This window comes from Bacillus sp. SIMBA_008, assembly GCF_046535495.1.
GTDB classification, from domain to species: domain Bacteria; phylum Bacillota; class Bacilli; order Bacillales; family Bacillaceae; genus Bacillus; species Bacillus subtilis.
The window spans coordinates 219,476-238,981 of record NZ_JAWRWL010000005.1; the positions used below are offsets into that span (position 1 = coordinate 219,476).

Sequence of the window (19,506 nt, forward strand, 5' to 3'; positions counted from 1 at the left end):
ACTTGTTAGCGTTCTAAAATCCACTCATGCGCCGGGTCGTTATGAAACTTCCATTTTCGCGTCGGCCCTGCCATGACATTTAAATAGTAGGATGTATATCCGTCCGGAACGCCTACCGGGTGGTATCCCGCAGGAACGATGACAACGTTTTCATTTTTTACAGTCATTGTCTCGTCAATAGAACGGTCATCTGTGTATACGCGCTGAAACACAAAGCCCTGTCCCGGGTCTAACTCATGGTAGTACGTTTCTTCTAAGAAAGATTCTTCCGGCAAGTTGTCTTGGTCATGTTTGTGAGGCGGGTAGCTGGACCAGTTGCCGCTGTCTGTATAGACTTCAACTACTAATAGACTGTTAGCTGAAGGGTCTGAATCCGGAAGAATGTTATGAACAGTACGTTTGTTTGAAAATTGCCCGCGATGCTCAATTCCGTTGTCTTCCGCTTTGATCAGCTTTGTCGGAAGCTGCTTTTCCGATGGAGAATAGCAAAGCGCCACTCTTGCGTTGCTGACCGCTGTGATCTCAAATGCACGGTCATTTGATATATAGACGCTGTCTGTCGGTTTTCGTTCAAATACGCTTTCACGCGTGCCGATATTCTCAAAAGTCGACTCATGATCTGTCACTGTAATTTTCCCCGTTACCGCCACAATACAAATTTCTTGTTTTTTCAATTCTTCTGTATAGCTTGAACCTGGAGCAAGATCTAACACTTTAAACTCTACATAAGTGAGATCAGAGTTGGATGTCGTTACTTCGTGCACGAGTTTGACCCCATTAGATACCTCATGCGATTGCGGCTTACGCAACAAATAACTCATAGTGAAGCCCTCCTCTTTCTATTGGCAGAATGAGTCCGAACAGCGCACATGGACGCCGTTCGGCTGTTCGTCGTTTAGTTGAAATCAGGTGCCGGATATCTTGCCGTCACCACTTTTTTACGTGTATAGAAGTCGACGCTGTCTTTTCCGTTCGCATGCAGCGTTCCAAAGAATGAAGATTTCCAGCCTGAGAATGGGAAGAACGCCATTGGAGCCGGCACACCAAGGTTGATGCCTAGCATTCCCGCATCAATGTTTTCACGGAAGTAGCGGATTGCGTTTGAGTTGGATGTGAACAAGCAGGCGCCGTTCGCAAACTCAGACTTATTGGCGATTTCAATCGCTTCTTTCAGGTTTTTCACACGAATGACAGATAAGACCGGAGCGAAAATTTCATCTTTCCAGATCGTCATTTCTGTTGTGACATTGTCAAAGATCGTCGGGCCGACAAAGTAGCCGTCGTCAGACACATTTTCACGTCCGTCACATACGAGTCTGGCACCTTCTTCAAGACCTTTTTCGATATAGCTGAGCGTGCGCTTCTTGTTGTCTTCGCGAATCACCGGTCCTAAGAACACGCCGTCATCAAGGCCGTTACCGATTTTAATGTCCGCCACTTTTTCCTGCAGCTTCGCCATAAATTCATCGGCGATTCCTTCTTCAACCGTCACAACCGCACAAGCCATGCAGCGTTCACCGGCAGAACCGAAGGCAGCTCCGACGATGTTTGTGACCGTGTCTTCAAGATTCGCATCGTTCAAGACAATCGTATGGTTTTTCGCACCAGTCAGAGATTGAACGCGTTTTAAGTTTTCGCTTCCTTTTTTGTAGACGTATTCGCCGACTGGCTTGGAGCCTACAAATGAAATCGCTTTAATTTCGGGATGCTCGAGAATCCCGTTTACAACGTCATGCGCACCGTATACGACGTTGAATACCCCTTTCGGAAGGCCCGCTTTTTCAAAAAGCTCAACCAATTTCTCTGTTAACAGCGGAGTTCGCTCAGATGGTTTTAAAATAAATGTGTTGCCGAGCGCGATCGCCATCGGGAACATCCAGCAAGGAACCATCATCGGGAAGTTGAATGGCGCGATTCCGCCGACAACTCCGATTGGGTAACGGTAGTTCGCCGCTTCAACGTCCGTTGCGATGGAAGCAAGTGAGTCACCCATCATCAGGGAAGGAGCTCCAGCGGCGAACTCTACGTTTTCAATCCCGCGTCCCACTTCACCTAAAGCTTCTTTTGTGTTTTTTCCGTTTTCAATGGTAATCAGATGAGCCAGTTCTTCTTTATGCTGGGACAGCAGCTGCTGGAAGTTAAATAGAATTCTGGCACGGCGCGGAACCGCCACCTTTGACCATGTTTTAAATGCTTCAGCAGCCGTTTGCGCTGCGTAATCAATATCCTCTTTTGTAGAAATCGGCACTTGGCATAGTACTTCTTTCGTCGCCGGATTGACGACATCTTCATATTGATCTGTTTTGCTTTCAACCCATTCACCGTTGATGTAGTTTTTTAATTTTCTGATTTCTGCCATTCTTATTGCCTCCTTCATTAGTAAACACATACACTTGTATGGATGGTTCAGGATAGATTCATATCAATATCCACTTTTCAGTAAGCCAAGAATTAAACGCTTTCAAAAAAACCAAAAAAATAAATGGCGGATGCATATTTACATACAAGCAACCATTTCATGCACAACAGGTTACTTTTTGGTCATTTCTTGGTTATATTCTAATCGTATAATACCCATAAGTCAATCATAAACACTACATTTTTTCATTATTTTTATTATATTAATCTTTTAATCAAGTAAGAGAGGTAAGAGAAGGCCGTCCAATCTTGCAAAAGATATACACCGATGTTATCATTTTTTAAGCAACTATTGATTAACTTTTGGTTTTTATTATATATTTATGTTACGTAAAGATTCAAGAAGGAGTTTTTTATATGAAACTGATGCGGATTCAGGAAATGGAGGAGTACATTTTATCGCATGGCACTGTTTCCTTAGATGAGCTGTGCCAGGTGTTCAATGTCTCCAAAAACACAGTCAGACGTGATATCAACAAGCTAACAGAAAAGGGTGCGATTGAAAAAGTATACGGCGGCGTAACATCTATTGAAAAAACCGCATTAGTTCCTTTTGAAAATCGCACCATTCAGCACCAGGATGAAAAAACAAAAATCGCCCATTATGCTTCCCGATTTATTGAAGATCACGATTTGGTCTTCATTGATTCAGGAACGACGACAAAGTCTATTCTTGATACGCTTGATCCAGCCAAAAATGTCACCATCTTAACCAACAGTTTAGACATTATCAATGCGGCGTCAGCTTTGAAGAATATCAACTTAATCATTATCGGAAACAACTATAAGAGAAAAACCCGCTCCTTTGTCGGCATGGACGACCCGGCTATGCTTGATAAGTACAATATCAACAAAGCCTTTATGTCCGCTACCGGAACGACGCTGACACACGGATTGACCAATTCGGATCTGCTGGAGTATGAAATTAAAAAGAGGATTTCAGAAAAAGCAAAAGAAGTGTATCTATTGGCTGACCATTCTAAATTCGGAAAATCAACGCTTCTGACGTATGCACCGTTTGACAGGCTGCATTGCATTGTGACCTCTCAGCCATTAGACGACGAGTACACGCAGTACTGCAATGAGCATCAAATCGGCATTCATCTGGCCTAACGTTTACAATAGTGTTGAGAGTCTATCATCCATTTTATTCTAGGAGGCAGATCATGAAAAAAGCGAAGCTCGGAAAATCAGACTTGCAGGTATTCCCTATCGGATTAGGAACAAATGCTGTCGGAGGACATAACCTCTACCCTAACCTAAATGAAGAAACCGGAAAAGAATTGGTGCGCGAGGCGATCCGTAATGGCGTGACAATGTTAGACACCGCTTATATTTACGGGATCGGCCGTTCCGAAGAATTAATTGGTGAAGTGCTGCGTGAATTCAACCGTGAAGATGTTGTCATCGCGACAAAAGCCGCTCACAGAAAACAAGGCAATGACTTTGTCTTTGATAATTCACCAGAATTTCTTAAAAAATCAGTTGATGAAAGCCTGAAGCGCTTGAATACCGATTATATCGATTTGTTCTACATTCACTTCCCTGACGAACATACGCCTAAGGATGAAGCTGTTAACGCGCTGAATGAGATGAAGAAAGCCGGAAAAATCCGCTCCATCGGTGTATCCAACTTCTCTTTAGAGCAATTGAAAGAAGCAAACAAAGACGGTTTGGTAGATGTATTGCAAGGCGAATACAACCTGTTAAACCGTGAAGCGGAAAAAACATTCTTCCCGTATACGAAGGAGCATAATATTTCATTTATCCCTTACTTCCCGCTCGTATCAGGTTTATTGGCAGGAAAGTATACAGAAGATACAACGTTCCCAGAAGGCGACCTGCGAAACGAACAGGAACACTTCAAGGGCGAGCGTTTCAAAGAAAATATCAGAAAGGTCAACAAGCTTGCGCCGATTGCCGAAAAACACAACGTGGATATCCCTCACATCGTATTGGCCTGGTATTTAGCAAGACCGGAAATTGATATTTTAATCCCGGGAGCAAAACGTGCCGATCAGCTGATTGATAACATCAAAACAGCCGACGTGACGCTTTCTCAAGAGGATATTTCATTTATTGATAAGCTGTTCGCATAAGAAGAAAGCAGCCTTCTCCAATGGAGAAGGCTGTTTTTTTGTGCGATAAATTCCTAAATAACTGATTTTGAAGCAAAACCTTACAAAATGAGCCATAAATCCGATAAAATAAAGGTAGTTTATCTCAGAAAGAAAGTGATTGAGAAAGCAAAAGTATGAAACGTTCATATCATCTAGCTCATATGAAATAAAGCTGACCCAGCTTCTTTTATTTGCTGGTCAGAATAGCGGACCGTTTCGATGGTCTATGGAGGAAACAGAATGAAACTTAAATATGTAAAAGCCTTAGTTGCAGTAACCGTTGCTTTAGGTGTACTGCTGCCATCAACGATTTCTCATGCAAAGAGCTTTAGCGGCCGCTCATCATCTAGTTACAGCAGCCGAAGTTCAAGCTCGTCATACAGCGGAAGCTATAAATCAAGCCCGAAATCAAGCTACAGCTCAGGATCAAGCTCTTCTAGCAAAAAATCCAAGACGCCTGACGATTCATCATCATCGATTTCGCTTAAAAAGAAGCCTTCGGAAAAGGCAAGCTCATCAAGCTCTAAAAAATCGTCAGGCACCTTTTCCGGCGCTACATCAAAAGTAACCGGAAAGACATACAGCGGAAAAACGTCTAAAGCCTATGTTGGCGGACGTTATGTTTCAGTCAATCATTACTATCACGCAGGTTTCGCGCCATCAGGATGGTTTGGATATTATAGCGGATTTACAATGGGTATGTTCATGATCAGCATGATGCACCCGTGGGGTTACACCTATCATCCAGTCGGAGGCCCCGGCTATGTTTCGTATGGCGCTTCACCCATTGCCTGGATCGTTGATATCATTGCTTTGATCATTATTTTAATCATTGTCATCGCGTTGATTCGCGCATTTAAAGCACCGAAGACGTATAGAAGGAGATTTTAGGCAATGAGATTAATATTAAATGAGCAAGAAATTGTAGACGGAATTTGCGTGTATATTTCTAATGAAGAAGATATCTACCCTGAAGACGTTGAAGTAAAAGAACTATCGTACAACAAGCGTACAGGGTTCTTCGCTGAAGCCACATTTGGCCTGCACCACAAGCAGCTTATGTCAGATGACATTTCAGAAGGCATTATTCAGTTCTTAGAGGAATACCACAACTTCAATCCGGAAGTTACCGTCGTTGAATTGCAATTTGATAAGAAAAAAGGCTTCTCTGCCTTGGTTTTCGTCAACGAAGCAGAAGAATAAAAATGTCTTAATCAAAACCTTACTCCGCGCGGGTAAGGTTTTTTTAATGGTTTCTCTGAGCATAAAGTTATTTCGTTTTTCCTAAACTCAGCGGATCTGTGATCATCTCTTTTGGCTTTAACGTTTCCGTTTGTTCAAAACAAATGTTTCAAATGAGATAGGAAATGGGTACTAATCTATTAACTTTGTTATACATTTTAGATACTCATTGGCTCAACAACTGAGGAGGAGACATTTGTGAAGAAAGACACAAGGAAATATATGATCTACTTTTTCGGCGCTTTAGGGGGACTGCTATATGGTTACGATACAGGTGTTATCTCCGGAGCACTCCTGTTTATCAATAACGATATTCCTTTAACGACATTGACAGAAGGATTGGTTGTCAGCATGCTGCTCCTTGGCGCGATTTTCGGTTCTGCCTTGAGCGGCACATGCTCAGACCGCTGGGGCAGGAGAAAGGTTGTATTTGTCCTTTCCATCATTTTTATTATCGGTGCGCTCGCTTGCGCATTTTCTCAAACAATCGGCATGCTGATTGCATCTAGGGTGATACTCGGGTTGGCCGTCGGCGGTTCAACGGCACTTGTGCCCGTGTATCTTTCCGAAATGGCACCGACGAAAATTCGCGGGACACTCGGCACAATGAACAACTTAATGATTGTCACCGGGATTTTGCTCGCCTATATCGTTAACTACCTGTTCACACCGTTTGAAGCGTGGCGCTGGATGGTCGGTCTGGCCGCAGTGCCTGCCGTGCTTCTATTAATCGGCATCGCGTTCATGCCGGAATCGCCAAGATGGCTCGTGAAGCGCGGCCGTGAAGAAGAAGCGAGACGCATCATGAACATCACTCATGATCCCCAAGACATCGAAATGGAATTGGCAGAGATGAAGCAAGGGGAAGCGGAGAAAAAAGAAACGACACTCGGCGTGCTGAAAGCCAAATGGATTCGCCCCATGCTTCTGATTGGCGTCGGCCTTGCCATTTTCCAGCAGGCGGTCGGCATTAACACGGTCATCTACTACGCGCCAACCATTTTTACGAAGGCCGGTCTTGGTACATCAGCTTCGGCGCTCGGCACAATGGGAATCGGCATCCTCAACGTCATCATGTGTATCACTGCCATGATCTTAATTGACCGTGTCGGCCGCAAAAAACTTCTGATCTGGGGAAGTGTCGGCATCACACTGAGCCTTGCTGCTTTATCAGGCGTGCTCCTGACACTCGGACTTTCCGCATCAACAGCGTGGATGACAGTAGTCTTTCTAGGTGTCTATATCGTCTTTTACCAGGCGACATGGGGTCCGGTAGTGTGGGTGCTCATGCCTGAGCTCTTCCCATCCAAAGCACGCGGAGCCGCGACAGGGTTCACGACTTTGGTGTTATCGGCAGCTAACCTGATCGTGTCGCTTGTCTTCCCGCTGATGCTAAGCGCGATGGGCATCGCATGGGTCTTTATGGTTTTCTCAGTCATTTGTCTTCTCTCATTTTTCTTCGCGTTCTACATGGTACCGGAAACCAAAGGGAAAAGCTTGGAGGAAATTGAAGCAAGCCTGAAAAAACGGTTTAAAAAGAAGAAAAGCACCCAAAACCAAGTGCTGAATGAGCGTACATTATAAAAAAAGGAATCGTCTCCTTATGAGACGATTCCTTTTTCTGTTTACACCATGACCTTGCAAATATTGTTCGTAAATTCCACAGGGTCCTGAATCGGCAGGCCTTCGATGAGGAGCGCCTGATTGTACAGAAGGTTTGTGTACAGGCTCAGCTTCTCTTTATCTTGTTCAAACGCGTCCTGCAGTGTTTGGAATACCTCGTGATTTGGGTTGATTTCCAGCACTTTTTCCGCCTTCACATTTTGGCTGTCAGGCATCGCATTTAAGATTTTTTCCATCTCAATTGTCACTTCGCCGTCAGCAGCAAGGCAGACTGGATGTGATTTAAGCCGTTTTGAGATTCTGACGTTTTTCACTTTGTCTGACAGAATGTTTTTCATTTCCTCAAACAGATCCTTATACTTGCTTTCCTCTTCCTCGGACTGCTTTTGATCCTCATCCGTGTCTATGCCAAGGTCTCCGCTTGATACGGACTTGAATTCTTTTTCCTGATAAGAAGCCAGCATTTTAATTGCAAACTCATCGATGTCCTCAGTAAAGTAGAGGATTTCATAGCCTTTGTCCGCCACCATTTCCGTTTGCGGCAGTTTCTCAATGCGGTCGTAAGAATCACCGGTCGCGTAATAAATGAATTTCTGCTCCTCTGGCATTCTGGAAACATACTCGTCTAAGCTGACCAGTTTTTTCTCTTTTGAAGAGTAGAATAAGAGGAGATCCTTCAATTGATCCTTATTCGCGCCAAAATCATTGTACACGCCGAATTTCAGCTGTCTGCCGAACGACTTGTAGAACGTCTCGTATTTCTCGCGGTCTTTTTTCAACAGGCTTTGCAGCTCGCTTTTGATTTTCTTGCTGATGTTTTTCGCGATCAGCTTCAGCTGGCGGTCATGCTGCAGCATTTCTCTGGAAATATTCAGCGACAGATCCTCAGAATCGACCATGCCCTTCACAAAGCTGAAGTGGTCCGGTAGCAGGTCTGCGCACTTATTCATGATCAGCACGCCATTGGAATACAGCTCCAAGCCTTTCTCATATTCCTTGGAATAGTAGTCAAACGGCATGTTTTCAGGGATGAATAGAATCGCGTTGTAGCGAACGGCTCCATCCACACTGATATGAACGTGTGTGAGCGGTTTATCAAACCCGTAATGCTTTTCAGCATAGAATTTTTCATAATCCTCATCTGTCAGCTCGCTTTTGTTTTTTCTCCAGATCGGCACCATGCTGTTGACCGTCTGCTCTTCCTGCACCTCTTCAAATTCATTTTCGCTGCCTTCCTTCGGCTTATTAATGGTGGTATCCATTTTGATCGGGTAGCGAATGAAGTCGGAGTACTTCTTGATGATCGCTTTTAAACGATATTCCTCTAAAAACTCGTCATAGCTGTCATCTTCTGTGTTCTCTTTGATTTTCAGGATAATGTCTGTACCGACAGACTCCTTTTCACACGGCTCAATCGTATAGCCGTCTGCACCCGCAGACTCCCATTTATAAGCCTCTTCGCTGCCAAGCGCTTTACTGATGACTGTCACGACATCGGCAACCATAAATGCCGCGTAAAAACCGACACCGAACTGCCCGATAATGTCATGTCCGTCTTTCAGCTCGTTTTCCTTTTTAAACGCGAGGGAACCGCTTTTTGCAATTGTTCCAAGATGCTGTTCAAGCTCATCCTTTGTCATTCCGATCCCCGTATCAGAGATGGTTAATGTTCTCGCATCTTTGTCAGCTGCGACCTTTATGTAGTAACTGTCTTTATCAAACGTAAGCGCATCGTCCGTAAGCGCTTTGTAATAGATTTTGTCAATCGCATCACTCGAATTGGAGATTAACTCGCGCAGGAAAATTTCTTTTTGGGTATAAATGGAGTTAATCATCATATCCAGCAAGCGTTTAGACTCTGCTTTAAACTCTTTTTTCGCCACTCTTGATCGCTCCTTTACCATTATGTAAACCCTTTTCAGCATCTATTTATCACATAAGATGACAATTGTCAATCAGGTTGATAGATGCATATATATGTAAATTTAACATTAGTTGGATTTGTTTTCACTCTTTTTCTCACTCATTCTCATAAAAAAGAGAGGCTTCATCATCCTCTCTTTTTTTCTGTGTCATTCCAGCGGCCAAACTCCCGCTTCATCCATATATGCACCGGGTAGAAAAACAAACCGAACGGTATAAAAAACAATAGATTATGCCATGAAGCATTCAGAAATGCGCTTGCAGTCACCGGAAACGTAATCTCTTGCAATAAAAAAGAGATGACAGTCAGCACAACAAATGCAGATGGAATGGTAATGAAGCAATAAAACTTGAGCTCCTTCTTATGCTGTACCTTCAAACATACAAACCTCCCAACAATTTCTAATTCATCTTAACATATGCTGGCCTTTCTTTTCTCGCATGTTTATCACTGCACATAGCGGGAAGACAATTAGAAAAAGGAGGTCTCGTATCATGGGAAGACTTGAAAACAAAACAGCAGTGATCACAGGCGCCGCGACAGGCATTGGGCAAGCGACGGCAGAGGTTTTTGCCAATGAAGGCGCGCGTGTGATAATCGGAGATATCAATAAAGATCAAATGGAAGAAACAGTTGACGCAATCAGAAAAAACGGAGGACAGGCAGAATCCTTTCACCTCGATGTGTCAGATGAAAACAGTGTGAAAGCATTTGCTGATCAAATCAAGGATGCATGCGGAACGATTGATATTCTGTTTAATAATGCCGGCGTTGATCAGGAAGGCGGAAAGGTACACGAATATCCGGTTGACCTGTTTGACCGCATTATCGCCGTCGACCTGCGCGGCACGTTCCTTTGCAGCAAATATCTGATTCCGCTCATGCTCGAAAAAGGAGGCTCCATCATCAACACCTCCTCCATGTCAGGCCGTGCCGCGGACCTTGACCGCTCCGGCTACAACGCAGCAAAAGGCGGGATCACGAACCTGACTAGAGCGATGGCGATTGATTACGCTCGAAACGGCATCCGCGTCAATTCTATCTCACCGGGCACGATCGAAACACCGCTGATTGATAAACTGGCAGGCACAAAAGAACAGGAAATGGGCGAACAATTCCGCGAAGCCAACAAATGGATCACGCCGCTCGGACGTCTTGGCCAGCCCAAAGAAATGGCAACAGTGGCACTGTTCCTCGCATCAGACGACAGCTCATACGTCACGGGAGAAGACATCACCGCAGACGGCGGCATCATGGCGTACACATGGCCTGGGAAGATGCTGATTGATGAGAAATGGAAGGAAGAAACGAAATAAGAGAGGGAGCCCCCTCTCTTTTTGTCTTTTAAAGCAATACAACCTTATATTTCTTCACATCCAAAAACTGCAAAAACTCCCTCGCCAGCACTTCTGGCTCATGTGTCTTTCCTTCATCCAGCCGAAACAATATCAGACCGATAATCATTGCGGATACATAGTAGGCATAAAGCTTTTTCTCCGCTGGAATATCAGTCTGCTGTTCCAGATAAAAGGATTCCAGCGCTTTGATCATCCCGGGTATCACATGAGGAACACCCCACTCCCGATTGAGAAAATGGACAATGGGCATGCGTTCCGATAAAGCAGAAAGCAGACTGGTGAGCGCTGTCTCTGCTTCCTCTAAGGAAAGCTCATTCGGATTGGATGCAATCGTCAGGTGTTCAATGATCTCTGTACACGACTGCTGAATCATGGTTTGCAGCAGTTCCTCTTTACTGGCATAGTGATCATAAAAGGTTGCACGGCGGATATTGCTTTTCCGGGTAATGTCAGAAATCGTGATGGCCGTGTAGTCTTTTTTCTCCTCCAACACGTCCAGCAAAGCCTTCTGCAGCGCCTCTCTCGTTCGAACCACCCGCCTGTCGATTTGCTTCTCCTTCTCTCGCTCTCCTGGCACAGCTTTTCCAAACAGCCAATAAAACCGCTTTTGAGAAACAAGCTCCCATACCTTCTGGCTGATGGCTTCAGGAGACGCGGCCGCATCCTCATTCAGCCAATACAGGATAATCGCGTACGTGTACAAGGCCCGATAATGTCCATAAATGTCCCGTTCAATCGGCGTTAAATTCACATGGATCGGAGCCAGCAGCACATCCTGCTGAAACACATCCTTAAAAAAACGATGGAAATGCCCTCTGTTCATCATCACAGAAAAAAAGGATCGATGCTCATGAACAAAGGATAGCGTCGGATGCACCGTTTGCCGTTTTTTGTTCAAATGGAGGGTATCCATATGACTGAAGGCGTCAAAAAGCGCTTTGCCCAGCCCTTCCTTCATGTCTTCGATTAAATCCTCAATGATTGAAAACTTATCCTCATAATAAAGGTAGAGCGATCCGCGGCTCACTTTGGCCTTCTCAGCGATTTCTTTCATTGTGATGTGTTGAATATCTCTTTCTTTCAATAAAGCCAGCAGCGCCTCTTTCACTTGAGCTTCGGCAGATTCCGGCACAAAAGACACCTCCAATCATTAGACAGATCTTAGATATATGTACGGTAACGTATAGATGGTTCACCGTTGTCTTTCTTACAGAAAAGGTACCACCTTATAATAGGTCCGAGAAAAGAAGAAAGCAAATGAGGGGGATTTTACAATGGAACAGCAAGTAAAGGACGACATCCAGCGTGTCTTTCAGCTTCAGAAAAAACAGCAAAAAGCATTGCGCGCTTCAACAGCGGAACAGCGGAGAGAAAAGCTTCAGCGCTTTTTAGATTCCGTCATCGCCCATGAAGAAGAAATCATCGAAGCGATCCGCAAAGACGTCCGCAAACCATATCACGAAGTCAAAAAAGCGGAAATCGAAGGAACAAAAAAAGCGATTAGAGATAATATGAATAACCTGGAACAATGGATGGCGCCTAAAGAAGTCGGTTCATCGTTAAGCCCTGACGCAAACGGAATTCTTATGTACGAGCCTAAAGGCGTCACACTCATCCTCGGCCCGTGGAACTATCCGTTTATGCTGACGATGGCGCCGCTTGCCGCTTCTCTCGCAGCCGGAAACAGCGCGATTGTGAAGCTGTCCGATTTCACGATGAACACGAGCAACATTGCCGCTAAAGTGATAAGAGACGCTTTTGATGAAAAAGAAGTCGCGATTTTTGAAGGAGAGGTTGAGGTGGCAACCGAACTACTTGATCAGCCGTTCGACCATATTTTCTTCACTGGAAGCACAAATGTCGGGAAAATCGTCATGACAGCGGCTGCCAAACACTTGGCATCTGTCACACTTGAGCTTGGCGGCAAGAGCCCGACGATTATTGACAGTGAATACGATCTGATGGACGCAGCGAAAAAGATCGCCGTCGGGAAATTCGTAAACGCCGGCCAAACCTGCATCGCACCTGATTACCTGTTCATTAAAAAAGACGTTCAGGACAGGTTCGCGGGGATTTTACAAACAGTCGTCAACGCTGGATTTATGGAGGATGATCATACCCCAGACCGCAGCAAATTTACGCAGATCGTCAATGACCGCAACTTCAACCGCGTCAAAGATCTGTTCGACGATGCCATCGAAAAAGGGGCGGAAGTGGTGTTCGGCGGCGTATTTGATGCCAGCGACCGCACGATCTCGCCAACCGTTTTGAAAAACGTCACGCCTGATATGAAAATCATGCAGGAGGAAATCTTCGCACCGATTCTGCCAATGATGAACTATGAAGACATCGACGAGGTCATCGATTACGTAAATGACCGCGATAAACCGCTTGCACTTTATGTGTTCAGCAAAAACCAAGACCTGATTGACAACGTCCTTCAGCACACGACATCAGGAAATGCGGCCATCAATGATGTCGTCGTCCATTTTAGTGACGTCAACCTGCCATTCGGCGGCGTAAACACAAGCGGAATCGGCTCCTATCATGGGGTATACGGATTCAAAGAGTTTTCTCATGAGAAGGGTGTATTTATTCAAGCCTCCAAATAATCGTAACGAAGAGAATCTGCATCATCTTGCAGGTTCTTTTTTTATCTTTATATCACCTAAATAAAGAGATTAAAAGTGATAAAATACCATTTTTACTACGAGACCAAACCCTGCAGCCTCTAACGTATAATATCCCAGAAAACTTCAAAGGAGTAAAATGATACATGGAAAAACCAGCAGGATTTTGGATTCGGGCAGTTGCCTCTATTATTGATGATTTAATTATCTATTTTTTTGCTTTTATTATGATCCAAATTAACACCTTAATTGTCCTGCCTCTGATTGATGCAGGAAGCTCCTATATGACAGAAGGTCAATATAAATTTTATATCCTGATATTCGGGACGATCCCTGTTATCGCCATTATATATATCTTCGGCATTCTTTATTATAGCTTGCTGACTTCTTCAAAAATGCAAGCAACACTAGGCAAAAAACTTATGGGCATCATCGTTGTCAATCAGTATGGCGAGCGAATTTCATTTTGGCACAGCTTTGGCCGTTTTTTCGCTTACATACCATCCGGAATTTTGTATATCGGTTACATTATGGCGGCTTTCCCCTCTAAACTGGCATTACATGATTATATTTGCGGGACAAAGGTTGTCTATAAAAATAAATATCTTGATTGATCAAAAAAACAGGCTGCCGAGTTAACCTCGCCAGCCTGTTTTACTATTTCCCAAAAGCCATCAGCTTCGTATAACTTCCTATATAAAGCGTTCCGTCCTCAGCGAGCTGAGGAGAAGACACGACGTTGCTGTCGGTTTGATAGCTCCATAATTCATTGCCGTTTGCGTCTGCCGCATAAACCTTCATATCATCTGACCCGAAATACACCGTTCCCTTCGCGTCAATCAGCGGCGCCGTTCTGACAGGGCCGTCTGTGTAGAATGACCAGTTCATATCCCCGTTTTTGCTTATGGAAAACAGCTCGCCGCTTCCTGAGCCGATGTAGATATTGCCATTATGATCAATCGCAGGAGATGAGCTGGAGAACCCGTTTAACGGGAATGTCCATTTCAAACTGCCTGTTGATGTATAGGCATACAGCTGTCCATCTTGGTTGCCGGCATAAATGTTTCCGTCCTTATCAATCACCGGATATCCTTTAAACGCATTTGACGTCGTTCTGGACCATTTCACCTGTCCGGTTCCGGAGTTGATCGCATAAAACACGTCATTATATGTGCCGACATACACGGTGCCGTTTTTGGCAAGCACCGGCACAGAGCTGACGACACCATTTGTTTTCAACTTCCAGCGCTCTGTCCAGGTTGATTTTGACGTCGGTTTGATCGCGTGAACATAATTATCAAGTGTTGAGAAATACAACGTCCCGTCTGAACCGATCACCGTTTCAGAGCTTGGCCCGCCGCTTAACGGAACCGTTGTTAAAATTTCTCCCGTTTCTTTGTCAATAAAATAAATCTTTTTGTCATAGGATGCCAAATAGATAACGCCGTTGGTCCCAAGTACAGGAGATTGCGTATATGTTTTTCCAAGATTGCCAGTCACCCATTTGACTGAGCCGTCTGGATTAAAGGCTTTCATTTCCCCGTCTCTGGAATGAAGATATACTGTGCCGTCTCCGTCAATCACAGCCCCCGCTCCATTTTGCGGAGTCGTTCTGATGTCGTTTTGCCATTTCAGCGTCCCGTCTGTATTTCCGGCGAACCGGCTTTCGCGTGACCAGTTAAACATGGCAGGCGCCATCGCTTGTACATCATATCTTCCTGGCAAAAAGCCAGATGCTCCATTATTTTGAGAAAACACCGTTTCCGCCGCATAAGCAGCTGTCGGCTGAAGCACTTTGGCAGTGGGCACATCAGAAACAGCGCCGGCCGAAACAGCCGCCGCCACCGCAGCTCCCGCAATCAAAGCTTTCATACGAAATGACTTGACCATCATTGAGACCCCCATTATATGTAACTTCTAATTTGTGACCATCATAACATATTCATCCATTTTATAAATCTATTTCACAAAACCATCACAAACTAGAAAACTATGTAAGTGTATGGGCAGACGTTTTTTCAGCACCCGGCCGAAATGCAGACACAAACCAAATGACGTTGACAGCAGCCGCAGCGAGACTAATTCCGAAAACAAAGATCACCTCAGAAAGCAGATGGTCACTAAAGAAACTAAACATCAAGATAAAACCGGCCGAAGACAAATGAATCAAAAGCCCGAAGCCGCAAAGCACCGCCATGACATACCTCATTGCATCGACTCCGAGCATATAAACGAGAAATGGAATGAAATACAATACAAGGATCATACCGACAGCTGACCACATGCCAACTGAATTAAACTGATTGGCCGCCGCTCCCGTTCCGGCCAGCGGCGAAAGTGAAGCCGCCACGATCACAGCGCAAAAAAGAAACGCAGAAATGGCTGTCAGGATCGCCACGCTGTTTTTTCTAGACATCAAACTCCTCCTTAGATAGAAATATTAACCTTTTCATTATAAGAGAGCTGAGTAGAAAATTCATTATTTATTAAAAAATTCCAGAATGCATACACAAATGCTATACTTCTTTCTAGTATATTTATATAGTAAAAAACAAAGGATAAAAGACTCATTTTTCTGTAATATCAGGATTTTATCACCATACCATATTGCATGTACTTGTTTTTCAAAGTATACTATTCCAGATTAATTCAGAGGAGAGAGAAAAATACATGGAAAAACCAGCAGGATTTTGGATTCGTTTTTTAGCTTATTTTATTGATGGCATTATTGTATCTGTTCCTAGTTATATTATTCTATTTGTGATCAATTCTGTTTTTGTAGCTGGGGCTGTGGCAACAAACCCTTACATGACGGAAGAAGAGTATTTAGTGAAATACATGACGCTTGCATTTTTGCCTACTATGCTGATCATGATCGTCATCAGCGTATTATATTACGGGCTGCTCACAGCTTCTAAAATGCAAGGCACACTTGGCAAAAAAATTCTTGGCCTGAAAGTGGTCAATGAACAAGGTGAACGGGTTTCTGTCGGACAGGGAATTGGCCGTTACTTTGCCTATATCTTATCTGGAATCATCTTTTATATCGGGTTTATCATGATCGCCTTTGGAGAGAAAAAAGGCCTGCATGACATCATTTGCAAAACACGTGTCGTGTATAAATAATAGAAAAAAGTCTAGACGCCAATAGGCATCTAGACTTTTGTTTTCTTTACAATAGGCTGCCACGACAGATACGTAGCGCTTCTCCACAGCCACTCAAACGGCCCCATCCGAAAGACACGAAGCCAAAGGTGGCTGAAGGCCATTTGAACGGCACAAACAGCAATTGTAATGAGCACACCCGCAGCAGGGTACACTTTTCCATACAGGCCCAAGCCGTAATGATAAAAAATCCAAGTACACACAATAGACTGCATCAAATAATTGGTAAATGCCATCCTCCCAACAGCGGAGAATGATTGCAGCACTGTTCTCACTCTTGTTTTATGATAAAGATAGACAACCGTTGTAACATAGAAAAACATGAGGAAAGGCGCGCCAATCAGCAGAAATAGTTCCTTTTCCGTTACACTGTACAGCACATGGGCGCCGATGCCGATGACAAGCCCAGCCATCCATAATCGTTTTAATCCTTTGCGATGCTTTTCCGGTTCATGCAAATACCGTGATTTTGCTGCCTCAGCTCCCAGCAAAAACATGCTGAAATAAGGAATGGATGCAAAGAAGAAGTTGAGCGGATTATACGTAAGCATGCCATTCGAAGACATATAAACAAGACGGTCATGGATCCGCTGTTCTGCAATGTCCTTCAGGCTGCCGCTTCCATAAACATGAATCGCTTGTGTTGCCTGCTGTGTTACCGCTTGTACCCATTCCTGTCCGTTTGATTGATCAAAACTTATCAACATGAACGGAATGGAAAACAGAAGATACAAAGAGACCGCCCATATCAGCAGTGTTTTCGGCTTTGCTTTTCGAAACAAGAGCAGGACAAAACCGAGCAAGGCATATTCTGTTAAAATATCCCCGTCCCATATCAAAAAGGCATGAATCGTTCCAAACAAGAGAAGCGCCATTAACCTTCTCACATATAACGGAACAAACCGTTTCCCTTTGTTTTCTGCTCTCTCCATCATGACAACCATGCCAAATCCAAATAAAAAGGAAAACAATAAAATACATTTTGTTTGAATGAAGAATTTCAGTATATCTGCGGCGGCAAAATCAGCTTCAGACCACTTATCCATGAAAAAATTCTCTTTTCCAAGCATAGACAAATACATATCCGGATAACTGAAATGTGCCAGATTGACAAATAAGATGCCGAAAATCGCCATTCCTCTCAGCACATCAAGCACACCGATCCGCTCATTTGTTAAAGTCGGCTGTAATGAAGACATAGCCATCACGCTCCTTTTTTCTGTACCTTAAGGGTATGAAAAAATGAAGCGCGGAAACATCGATTTAGGTGTCAGGCCGGCATGAAAACCTTACAATCTTGTCATCTTTATGGTTTCATCACCTTTAAATCTAATGCTTCGATATTCTGCAAAACGCGATCAAAGCGCAAAGCCTGAGGCTCACATGGGAAGATGTGGCCTTCATACGGGTCGCCTAACGTCCGGAAAAACGGTTCAAATAAACCAGGAACCAATACGCCCACCATCTTTGTATAGTAAGAATCAAGGCGATAGGAGTGAACGGTATTTGCAGGGACATGCAGGAAATCTCCCGGATTCAGCTGAATTTCCTGGCCATCTGCCCACATCGTCATCTGGCCTTCAAGGCAATAAAATGTTTCTGTATGATGTTCATGGTAGTGATCAACGATTCGGTCACCTTTAGGGCCTTCAGAGGATACGACGATAAACTGGCCATCTGTATTTTTTTGTGCAGCCACAATGCGGTGAAGCTGATCTCCAGTCAACAGGCGATCTCCTTCTCCTGATTCAAGAACGTATGGAACGGCTCCATCTGGCAGCTCTGTAAGTTCCGCTAATTTGGCCGAACATGCAGGCTTTCCTTCATCTAGAAATACAATGTCCGCTACAGCGGCTGCTTCTGCAAACCGCTCGTTTGAGACTTCTTCGCTTGCGTACGGCGGATGTTCAGCGTGATCATACGGATTCCCAATAACGGAATACAAGTGCGCTACGTTTCCTTTCATCGTGTAAGATACCAGTCTTGTTCTGTGGCTCTGCATCCGGTAGCTGTGCGGTGTTCCCGCCGGAATGTTCGCATAATCACCTGATATTAATAAATAGCGTTCACCATCAAGTGTCAGTTCCAGTTTCCCGTCCAAAACGAGAATTCCTTCATGTGTGTCCTTGTGGACGTGAAGCGGAAAGGCATCTCCTTTTCCCCCGGAAAGAAGCACGATCTCAAACAAATCACCTGTGCTCCTCCCATTCGCCATCACCGTGGCAACCTGTCTGCCGAACAGATAGCGCTCGCCTTCTCCGCTCCGGAGCAAATAAGGCATTTTTTCTTTAGGCAATGAATGTGTACATAATGTTTTCATATTATCGCTTCCTCCAATTTAGACCAGTCTATATATTATCATTTATTTGTCTAGACCGTTCTATATAATTGTAGGAGAAAGGATAACAAAATGCTACCCTTTTTTTCTCACCAGCACTGGTATTTGTTCGGCAATGAGAAGAAGAGGCGTTTTGTCTTTATTCGTTAACGAAAGCATGATGCCGCCCTCAATCATCGAATTAATCAGCGTTCCAAGCTGATTTGCTTCTTCTTCTGCAAATCCGTTTTCCATTAATTTTCTGGCAAAAACCGCTTCCCAGCTTTTAAACACCTTCATGCAAACCGTCCGCAGCGGTTCACTGATTAACGCTGTCTCACTCGCCAGCAAACCGACTGGAATACCTTTAATGCTTTCTGTGTTGTCAAATTGGCTGGCTGTTTTTTTGATAAAAAGCTGAATCGCTTCAACAGGATCAGAGGATTCATCCATGCTTTGCTGTATCAGATGTTCAACGATCTTACCTGTATATGTAACCGCTTCAATTGCTAGTTCTTCTTTGCCATTCGGAAAAAAGTGATAAAGCGATCCTTTTGGAGCACCGCTTTCTTTTACAATCTGGTTCAAACCTGTCGCGTGATATCCTTGCAGCTGGAACAGACGTGACGCCGTGTGAAGGATTTTTTCACGTGAATCTCCTCTGCTAGTCATTAAAACATTCCCTCCTAGGTATGGTAGAGCGACTTAT

Annotated in this window: 19 protein-coding genes; 9 read left to right on the top strand and 10 right to left on the bottom strand. The window is 44.2% G+C overall.

The annotated features are described in order from the left end of the window. Positions 1-5: 5 nt before the first annotated feature. Positions 6-821: a 5-deoxy-glucuronate isomerase gene (gene iolB, locus SB658_RS17395; RefSeq protein ID WP_144500441.1), complete on the bottom strand. Its 816-nt coding sequence runs from the start codon at positions 819-821 to the stop codon at positions 6-8. A 74-nt stretch (positions 822-895) separates the two neighbouring features. Then, positions 896-2,359: a methylmalonate-semialdehyde dehydrogenase gene (gene iolA, locus SB658_RS17400; protein ID WP_003243682.1), complete on the bottom strand. Its 1,464-nt coding sequence runs from the start codon at positions 2,357-2,359 to the stop codon at positions 896-898. Between the two features lie 416 nt (positions 2,360-2,775). On the opposite strand from iolA, the gene iolR reads away from it, so the two are divergent. From iolR to SB658_RS17425, 5 genes are all read left to right on the top strand, one after another. Next, the gene (gene iolR, locus SB658_RS17405) at positions 2,776-3,531 is read left to right on the top strand and encodes a myo-inositol utilization transcriptional regulator IolR (protein ID WP_003227050.1); all 756 of its coding nucleotides are present in this window, start codon (positions 2,776-2,778) and stop codon (positions 3,529-3,531) included. A 53-nt stretch (positions 3,532-3,584) separates the two neighbouring features. Beyond that, a complete protein-coding gene (locus tag SB658_RS17410) occupies positions 3,585-4,517 on the top strand; it encodes an aldo/keto reductase (RefSeq protein WP_003227049.1) in 933 nt (310 codons plus the stop codon). A gap of 261 nt (positions 4,518-4,778) precedes the next feature. After that, entirely contained in the window at positions 4,779-5,429 is a 651-nt protein-coding gene (locus SB658_RS17415; protein WP_019712600.1) for a hypothetical protein, read from the top strand. Between the two features lie 3 nt (positions 5,430-5,432). Further along, positions 5,433-5,741, top strand: coding sequence for a DUF2653 family protein (locus SB658_RS17420; RefSeq protein WP_019712601.1), 309 nt, complete (start codon positions 5,433-5,435; stop codon positions 5,739-5,741). 237 nt (positions 5,742-5,978) lie between these two features. Next, positions 5,979-7,364 (top strand): sugar porter family MFS transporter, encoded by a 1,386-nt coding sequence (locus tag SB658_RS17425; protein ID WP_019712602.1) that lies wholly within the window; start codon positions 5,979-5,981, stop codon positions 7,362-7,364. 41 nt (positions 7,365-7,405) lie between these two features. Here SB658_RS17425 and htpG read toward each other — a convergent pair whose 3' ends face one another. Both htpG and SB658_RS17435 read right to left on the bottom strand, forming a co-directional pair. Further along, positions 7,406-9,286, bottom strand: a complete 1,881-nt coding sequence (htpG, locus tag SB658_RS17430; RefSeq protein WP_017696079.1) for a molecular chaperone HtpG — start codon at positions 9,284-9,286, stop codon at positions 7,406-7,408. A gap of 167 nt (positions 9,287-9,453) precedes the next feature. Beyond that, on the bottom strand, positions 9,454-9,705 hold the full coding sequence (locus tag SB658_RS17435; protein WP_003227043.1) for a hypothetical protein: 252 nt from the start codon (positions 9,703-9,705) through the stop codon (positions 9,454-9,456). Positions 9,706-9,821: 116 nt separating this feature from the next. On the opposite strand from SB658_RS17435, the gene SB658_RS17440 reads away from it, so the two are divergent. After that, the gene (locus tag SB658_RS17440) at positions 9,822-10,643 is read left to right on the top strand and encodes an SDR family oxidoreductase (RefSeq protein WP_069323024.1); all 822 of its coding nucleotides are present in this window, start codon (positions 9,822-9,824) and stop codon (positions 10,641-10,643) included. Between the two features lie 28 nt (positions 10,644-10,671). Here SB658_RS17440 and SB658_RS17445 read toward each other — a convergent pair whose 3' ends face one another. Then, positions 10,672-11,817, bottom strand: coding sequence for a TetR/AcrR family transcriptional regulator (locus tag SB658_RS17445; RefSeq protein ID WP_144500439.1), 1,146 nt, complete (start codon positions 11,815-11,817; stop codon positions 10,672-10,674). Between the two features lie 142 nt (positions 11,818-11,959). Between SB658_RS17445 and SB658_RS17450 the strand changes: the two genes are divergently transcribed. Together SB658_RS17450 and SB658_RS17455 are read left to right on the top strand one after the other, a co-directional pair. After that, positions 11,960-13,297, top strand: coding sequence for an aldehyde dehydrogenase family protein (locus tag SB658_RS17450; RefSeq protein ID WP_069837885.1), 1,338 nt, complete (start codon positions 11,960-11,962; stop codon positions 13,295-13,297). Between the two features lie 164 nt (positions 13,298-13,461). Then, complete coding sequence (locus SB658_RS17455; RefSeq protein ID WP_029726141.1) at positions 13,462-13,929, top strand: RDD family protein; 468 nt, start codon at positions 13,462-13,464, stop codon at positions 13,927-13,929. A gap of 43 nt (positions 13,930-13,972) precedes the next feature. On the opposite strand, the gene SB658_RS17460 is transcribed toward SB658_RS17455, so the two are convergent. Beyond that, positions 13,973-15,205, bottom strand: a complete 1,233-nt coding sequence (locus SB658_RS17460; protein ID WP_128740870.1) for an outer membrane protein assembly factor BamB family protein — start codon at positions 15,203-15,205, stop codon at positions 13,973-13,975. Positions 15,206-15,305: 100 nt separating this feature from the next. After that, the gene (locus tag SB658_RS17465; RefSeq protein ID WP_144500438.1) at positions 15,306-15,731 is read right to left on the bottom strand and encodes a DUF5391 family protein; all 426 of its coding nucleotides are present in this window, start codon (positions 15,729-15,731) and stop codon (positions 15,306-15,308) included. Positions 15,732-15,985: 254 nt separating this feature from the next. Here SB658_RS17465 and SB658_RS17470 point away from each other — a divergent pair, with 254 nt between their 5' ends. Next, a complete protein-coding gene (locus tag SB658_RS17470; protein ID WP_015250840.1) occupies positions 15,986-16,441 on the top strand; it encodes an RDD family protein in 456 nt (151 codons plus the stop codon). A 29-nt stretch (positions 16,442-16,470) separates the two neighbouring features. On the opposite strand, the gene SB658_RS17475 is transcribed toward SB658_RS17470, so the two are convergent. The 3 genes from SB658_RS17475 to yxaF all read right to left on the bottom strand — a co-directional run bounded on the left by SB658_RS17475 (position 16,471) and on the right by yxaF (position 19,469). Then, complete coding sequence (locus SB658_RS17475; RefSeq protein WP_003227027.1) at positions 16,471-17,679, bottom strand: DUF418 domain-containing protein; 1,209 nt, start codon at positions 17,677-17,679, stop codon at positions 16,471-16,473. Positions 17,680-17,786: 107 nt separating this feature from the next. Beyond that, on the bottom strand, positions 17,787-18,800 hold the full coding sequence (qdoI, locus tag SB658_RS17480; RefSeq protein ID WP_019712605.1) for a quercetin 2,3-dioxygenase: 1,014 nt from the start codon (positions 18,798-18,800) through the stop codon (positions 17,787-17,789). 93 nt (positions 18,801-18,893) lie between these two features. Continuing rightward, complete coding sequence (yxaF, locus tag SB658_RS17485) at positions 18,894-19,469, bottom strand: transcriptional regulator YxaF (protein WP_003227022.1); 576 nt, start codon at positions 19,467-19,469, stop codon at positions 18,894-18,896. Positions 19,470-19,506 lie beyond the last annotated feature (37 nt).

What these genes read in the sequence shown, in the direction of transcription:
- SB658_RS17465 (WP_144500438.1), bottom strand. Translation starts at nt 15,731, where the DNA reads ATGTCTAGAAAAAACAGCGTGGCGATCCTGACAGCCATTTCTGCGTTT.
- SB658_RS17440 (WP_069323024.1), top strand. Translation starts at nt 9,822, where the DNA reads ATGGGAAGACTTGAAAACAAAACAGCAGTGATCACAGGCGCCGCGACA.
- SB658_RS17420 (WP_019712601.1), top strand. Translation starts at nt 5,433, where the DNA reads ATGAGATTAATATTAAATGAGCAAGAAATTGTAGACGGAATTTGCGTG.
- iolB (WP_144500441.1), bottom strand. Translation starts at nt 821, where the DNA reads ATGAGTTATTTGTTGCGTAAGCCGCAATCGCATGAGGTATCTAATGGG.
- SB658_RS17475 (WP_003227027.1), bottom strand. Translation starts at nt 17,679, where the DNA reads ATGTCTTCATTACAGCCGACTTTAACAAATGAGCGGATCGGTGTGCTT.
- SB658_RS17460 (WP_128740870.1), bottom strand. Translation starts at nt 15,205, where the DNA reads ATGGTCAAGTCATTTCGTATGAAAGCTTTGATTGCGGGAGCTGCGGTG.
- iolA (WP_003243682.1), bottom strand. Translation starts at nt 2,359, where the DNA reads ATGGCAGAAATCAGAAAATTAAAAAACTACATCAACGGTGAATGGGTT.
- SB658_RS17455 (WP_029726141.1), top strand. Translation starts at nt 13,462, where the DNA reads ATGGAAAAACCAGCAGGATTTTGGATTCGGGCAGTTGCCTCTATTATT.
- qdoI (WP_019712605.1), bottom strand. Translation starts at nt 18,800, where the DNA reads ATGAAAACATTATGTACACATTCATTGCCTAAAGAAAAAATGCCTTAT.
- SB658_RS17450 (WP_069837885.1), top strand. Translation starts at nt 11,960, where the DNA reads ATGGAACAGCAAGTAAAGGACGACATCCAGCGTGTCTTTCAGCTTCAG.
- SB658_RS17410 (WP_003227049.1), top strand. Translation starts at nt 3,585, where the DNA reads ATGAAAAAAGCGAAGCTCGGAAAATCAGACTTGCAGGTATTCCCTATC.
- SB658_RS17415 (WP_019712600.1), top strand. Translation starts at nt 4,779, where the DNA reads ATGAAACTTAAATATGTAAAAGCCTTAGTTGCAGTAACCGTTGCTTTA.
- SB658_RS17470 (WP_015250840.1), top strand. Translation starts at nt 15,986, where the DNA reads ATGGAAAAACCAGCAGGATTTTGGATTCGTTTTTTAGCTTATTTTATT.
- yxaF (WP_003227022.1), bottom strand. Translation starts at nt 19,469, where the DNA reads ATGACTAGCAGAGGAGATTCACGTGAAAAAATCCTTCACACGGCGTCA.
- iolR (WP_003227050.1), top strand. Translation starts at nt 2,776, where the DNA reads ATGAAACTGATGCGGATTCAGGAAATGGAGGAGTACATTTTATCGCAT.